General features: G+C 31.9%; 5 protein-coding genes. All 5 read right to left on the reverse strand.

The genetic code is table 11. From position 1 onward, the window contains the following. Positions 1 to 392 precede the first annotated feature (392 nt). From HN894_11895 to HN894_11915, 5 genes are read right to left on the reverse strand one after another with little or no spacing between them, the layout of a single operon-like run. Positions 393 to 1,721 (reverse strand): transcriptional regulator, encoded by a 1,329-nt coding sequence (locus HN894_11895; GenBank protein ID MBT7144022.1) that lies wholly within the window; start codon positions 1,719 to 1,721, stop codon positions 393 to 395. A 7-nt stretch (positions 1,722 to 1,728) separates the two neighbouring features. Beyond that, positions 1,729 to 2,238, reverse strand: coding sequence for a hypothetical protein (locus HN894_11900; protein MBT7144023.1), 510 nt, complete (start codon positions 2,236 to 2,238; stop codon positions 1,729 to 1,731). A gap of 1 nt (position 2,239) precedes the next feature. Continuing rightward, on the reverse strand, positions 2,240 to 4,438 hold the full coding sequence (locus HN894_11905) for an AAA family ATPase (GenBank protein ID MBT7144024.1): 2,199 nt from the start codon (positions 4,436 to 4,438) through the stop codon (positions 2,240 to 2,242). After that, positions 4,439 to 4,654: a hypothetical protein gene (locus HN894_11910; GenBank protein ID MBT7144025.1), complete on the reverse strand. Its 216-nt coding sequence runs from the start codon at positions 4,652 to 4,654 to the stop codon at positions 4,439 to 4,441. After that, on the reverse strand, positions 4,651 to 5,442 hold the full coding sequence (locus HN894_11915; GenBank protein ID MBT7144026.1) for a hypothetical protein: 792 nt from the start codon (positions 5,440 to 5,442) through the stop codon (positions 4,651 to 4,653). The genes HN894_11910 and HN894_11915 overlap by 4 nt, the downstream gene beginning before the upstream one ends. Positions 5,443 to 5,536 lie beyond the last annotated feature (94 nt).

Below are 5,536 nucleotides of genomic sequence, written 5' to 3' on the forward strand. Positions count from 1 at the left end.
GTTACGTTTAAAGGGAACTGAGACAAAGAAATTATTTCGATAATTCTTTTGCTTAATGAACCGCTAAGTACGAGACCCGTACGCTTAGTGGTGTGAGAGGTGCACTGGTGGCTATTTTGCCATCAGCCACCTACTCGATTACCTGCTGGGTTTCCATGTCTTTTCATTCGAGCTACGTCACTTCCATGTTTACCACCAACCTGATTTTGTTTTTCGGGTCGGCAAAAAAGCGATGGAAAACAGACAAGCTCTTCCCGATTTCTTCATCGGGATGTGCTTGGCTGTGTGGGCTGGCAAATTTGTCTCATTGCCCCATTATTGCCCTTTGTGTTTTTAACTAAACTTCTAATAATCTATTGTTTAGACTTTAAGCAAAAACTTTCATTGCCCCATTATTGCCCCATTAGTTTATAATATATTCCTGCCCCAGAAGTTCCAATCTTATTCAATATCTTAAATTTATCTACTAATTCTGTTAAGTCATTAGTCGCTGTCCTTTTGGATACACTATTGATACTTTGGTATTCTTTATTTGATATCCTGCTGTTTTCTTTTGTATATAACACAGCTTTAATTTGACGTTCATTTATGCCAAGTTGCTTTAACGAAGTTTCATTATAAATATCCTTTCTGAAAATCACCCAGAAATCTTTTCCATTATTCTCAAATTCAGGTTTTTGCAAGCCATGTTCTTCACATTGTTCAATAATTTTTATTGTTCCACGCCCCCAAGACTCAACGTGTCCTGCTCTAAAAAAGGCATTTGCAATATCGGGATTGTAAGGAATTGATGAATGTTTCTGCATTAAATTTTCGACTGTCCAATCTTCTGGTAACTGTCCATAATTCCAAATCATAAGTTTATTATCATAAACACTAATTTGAATAGGAACGCCCATCGAATAGTCTTTATGAGCAAGAGCATTTAAAATTGCTTCACGAACGGCATCTTTGGGATATTCGTAAGTCTCAACTCTGTGTATACCTTCATACGAGATAATTGCCTTGATGTATTTAGTGAAAAGTATTTCAATTGTCTTTTCTACTTGTTCAAATAAATTTCCCTTTACTTCGTCTTGAAATATTAATTCCGTATCTGTCTGAAAATAGCCGATTTTTATAAATGCTCCTGTAAAATACTTTTCAGGGTCAGGATGAAAAAGCAATATTGATGCTCGCTTTAGATATGGTTTTTCAGTTAATCTTAGATTTTCAAGAATGCTGATATTTTTTTCGGATAAAACACTTTCGTCAATTCTTTTACTGATTATTGCTCTTTTTTTGAAAAACTCAAATGTTTCATTCTTTAAATCATCAATAGAAATATTTGGAACAGGAACGCCGTCCCACTTTTTTCCTTTCTTTTCAAGCATAAATTTATCTAATGCAGCACCTTTTAATTCTTGTTTAGTGCTTCCACTTCTGTAATGATATTGCCCTTTGTAATTAACGGGGAAAGGTTGTGGTTCAACAACGATTTCAAGAAAGTCTCCTTTTTCTGTTTCATGGAGATTAACATCTACCAAGATACCAAGAATGTCTCTTACTTTATTTGGAATATCTTCAAGGAGTTTTTTTGCGTTGTCAATACCTACAAAATCTCCTTTATCATTTTTGCCAATGTATATTTTGCCTCCCTGTGCATTGGCAAAACCGCAAATCCATTTCAGGTATTCATCGCGCCAACTTTCTTTCCATTCTATATTTTGTTTTTCCTGCATAAGTTGGTTATTCTGTTTCAATTGTTTCTTCGATTACATCTTTTAAAATATCAGCAAAAACGTAAGTCTCATTAAATACATTTCTGTCTTCATCAAATCGGGATTGCAAATATGAAAAGCCAGCATTTGCATATTCTTCAATTGTTTTAATTACAATTCGTACAAATGAATCAATGTCAGCTTCTTCCATATCCTCCAACTCATTCCATTTTGAAATGCCTAATTCTGAATTCCTTGAGAATAATGTCATTAATATAAAATGAACTAATGAATCGGGTTTCCATTTTCCTAATTCTAGAAAATCGGTAGTTGATTCTCTACTAGGCAATGATACTCTTTCATTTCTATGGACTCCTATGAAAAATGCATAAATATATATTTGATAGATAGGTCCAAACTGAATGTACTCCGTCTTCCTATTACCTTTATTCGCTAGCGATGCAATTAAGTCTTTATAAATGTTTGCATAGCGAGGTCTTTTGGAAAATATTCTATTTTTTAATTCTTGACTATCCATTCTATTTAAGCTTTGATATTATTGTTCTTCTTTCAACTTGTGGCACATCTTCAACCTCGTTTAAATATAAAGTTGAAACATGACTGTCATTACTAAGCAAATCATTACCTACGTCATCCAGCTTATTATCTGATTCTGCATCGTAAATATTATTAATCAATATTATACTTTGGGGGAATACATTTGGAATTTCTTCAAAAAATGATTTGATAAAACCTTTCCCAAATGTAGATAAAGGAGCATCTGCAAACATTGGATAATTAAAACCTGAACCTTTTGCTGAAATTATTGCCATTACAACAGCTAATTTTTTCATTCTTTGAAAACCTTCTGAACTACCAGAAATGATATTATTATTTCCATCAACAACATCTAATTCTATAGTATCGGAAAGAGTTTGCTTGAATTTCAAAATTCCACCTGATAGCTCATTATATTTTACTAAATTTTTAAAATGGCGATTGGAAAATTGTTCTAACCTTTCAAGCATATTTCTAAATGTATTCTCGCGTGTGTTTGTTATAGCATCAGAGATATCTGTAAGCAACTCAAAAGCTTCTTTATATTCAGTTGGTACATCTGTGCCTCTCAACTTTTCAAGTTCCTCATCAATACCAGATATCTTCTTTAGCAACTCTTTAATTGTATCTTTTGAACGAATTATTCTGCCTTCGGCTTGGGTTGCCCTTTTAATTGCTCCTTCATATGAATTTAGAATATTCCTTTCATCCTCTGTACTAGCATCAATATCATCACTTTTAAGTAATTCTTTAAGTTCGTTTTGATTGCTCTTTAGTCTATCACTCAGTTTAGTAATTCTGGCTTTATGCTCGTTAAGTTTTTGAATCGAATTTGATATAGATTCTTCTACAGAATTAATTTTACCAGTAAATGGTTGGGATTGAAGCTGAATTTCTTCAAAAAAGCTTTTAAAGTCATTCTTAAAAAGTTGATTTTCGCTTTGATTAGAAGAAGGTCTATTTTTTAGTTTTAAAATATAATTCCATGCTTCGCTATCTTTTTCAGCTTTCCTATCGCACACATGACAATGACCATCTTGCAACATTTTATCTAATGTCATGGTATCAGGCATATCTAGTGGTAACACTGTGCTTAATTCTTCAGGATTGTTTTTAAGTCTATAAAGAGTCTTTTTCTCAGCGACTACATCCAAATAGTTTGATTTCTTTCCTAAAAACGAATATGGTAAATCATTCAAACCCATTGCTATCCAAGAGAAATTTCCGTCAAAAAAACGAGCGTTTATACCATCAAGAAATTTTTCATAATCGTTCCGCGCATTCTTTTGTTGACGAAGAAGCTCCTTGCGTTTTTCTTTAAGTTCAATTTTCTTCTCAGAGTTCTGAATCTTATCTTCAAGGTCATAACTTTCCTGTTTTGCTTCTGAATGATTCTTTTTATAAACTTCGAGTTTGTCCTTCTCTTCTTCTAATTGTTTTTTGAATTTTTCTTTCGCTGTGAGTTTTTGCTCTAATTCCTGAGCGTTTTTTGCATTTTCTTTACTCTTTCTATTATAATCGTTTTCTGCTTTTTCTCTAAGTGCAAAAGACAGTTTTTCAAGTTCCTCTATTTTACTAATATTCGTTATTTTCCTAACTGCTTCCTTGATACTTTGTTTTTTTGAAAAATCAATAATATCTTCTACTTCTTCACCCTGAAAAAATGAATATTGACGCAAGTCTTTCCTAATAAGTTTATTTACAATTTCATTTTTTTCATTTTCCTCAAAAATGGGTTTAAAACGCAAAAGCATATTATCCTTTCGGCTTACTTCAAAATCATAGGAATTTATCTCCCAACAACCAACGTCAGTCATATTCCCCTTATCGCTAATTTTTGTTGCAGAAAACTTCTTTTCTATTTGATAGGTAAAACGAGAATCTTGAAACTCGATACGAACCCCACAATCAACTGATTCTCCTATTGAAACTTCGTTTTTAGCCATGTCAGATATTGTCTTAACTGCCATGGATTCAATGTTACGTCTTATCTTTAAGTCTGAATCCAATAATTCATTATAAAAAACCCAAAGTAGAGCATTGAAAAGCTTTGATTTACCTGCACCATTATCTGCAACTACTATATTTATCCCTTCTTTAAAATCATAGGTATTAGCATCATACGAGCCGTAATAATTGAAGAAGTTTTGTAGTGATATTTTATTTATGATTGAAGCCATTTATGAAATATTTAATATATTCTTCAATTTATTGTATGATTTTGTAGCAGAGATATGGTTCTCATTATCTGCGACAATCTCTTTTACAACCTGAACCACCTGTTTTTGATACCTTGAATCACCATTTAGATTATCAAGGTCAGATTGAGAAATTTTAAATTTCTCTTTTATTTGTGAATCAGATAATATCTCTTTTATTAATTCAATATTATTCATACTTGTAACTCTTTTATTATTGTATCTAAATTTAGATTATATTTTATCATCACTTCTTCAAGTGATGCTTTTGAATCGTAGAAATTCTCAGATAAACTTGCAAAATAGGCTACGCGCGTTAGTTCTGATTTCACAAGATTCTTTTCCATATTAAAATATTTTTTGTCGCCTCCGTTAGAAGAATCTGGAATAACAATCATATCGAAGATAGTTGCGAATTGTTTATCTGAATGTTTCCTTAACAACCTTCCTCTTCGTTGAATAAACTGCCTTGGATTACCTGTACTAGAAGCAAAAATACCAACTTCTGCTCTTGGAATGTCAACACCTTCATCAATTGCTTTCATTGTAAATAAAACGTCTATCTTTCCTTCTTCAAATCCTCTTAATTTATCTTTACGTTCCATCGGAGAATCTTTACTTGTGTAGGAATTAACTCGAATGTTTGGACATGTATTATTTGCCTCTATAATGAAGCGGTCAATGATGTTATTAAAATCTTCAAAAGAATTATCACCACTATAATCTCCCTCTGGTGCAAAAGTAAAACAGTATTGCAGTTTGTTTTCTTTTGCAAGCTTTCCGATAATTAAAGAATAGGCGGATAACTTATTTATAGCCTTATGTATAATTCTTTTCCTTTGCAATAATAATTTCTCGGCTTCCTGAGAATTTTTAAATGTTCCTGTTTCCTGGTCAAAGAACTGCAATAATCTTTTTGAAATACGAATATATTCCTCCATTTCAACAGCTTCTAGCCTGATTAATTCATAAACTTTTTTTTTCATATAGTTTTTTAAATTTTCAAGCTCAAATTAATTAATATTAATGAGTTTTGTTTAATTTTTGTATTTGGGTTTAAATTTTTTCGCACTTTAATTA

The sequence above is a fragment of the Bacteroidota bacterium genome, assembly GCA_018692315.1.
Taxonomy (GTDB): domain Bacteria; phylum Bacteroidota; class Bacteroidia; order Bacteroidales; family JABHKC01; genus JABHKC01.

Coding starts and splice junctions, on each gene's coding strand:
- HN894_11905 (MBT7144024.1), bottom strand. CDS start 4,438: ATGGCTTCAATCATAAATAAAATATCACTACAAAACTTCTTCAATTAT.
- HN894_11895 (MBT7144022.1), bottom strand. CDS start 1,721: ATGCAGGAAAAACAAAATATAGAATGGAAAGAAAGTTGGCGCGATGAA.
- HN894_11900 (MBT7144023.1), bottom strand. CDS start 2,238: ATGGATAGTCAAGAATTAAAAAATAGAATATTTTCCAAAAGACCTCGC.
- HN894_11910 (MBT7144025.1), bottom strand. CDS start 4,654: ATGAATAATATTGAATTAATAAAAGAGATATTATCTGATTCACAAATA.
- HN894_11915 (MBT7144026.1), bottom strand. CDS start 5,442: ATGAAAAAAAAAGTTTATGAATTAATCAGGCTAGAAGCTGTTGAAATG.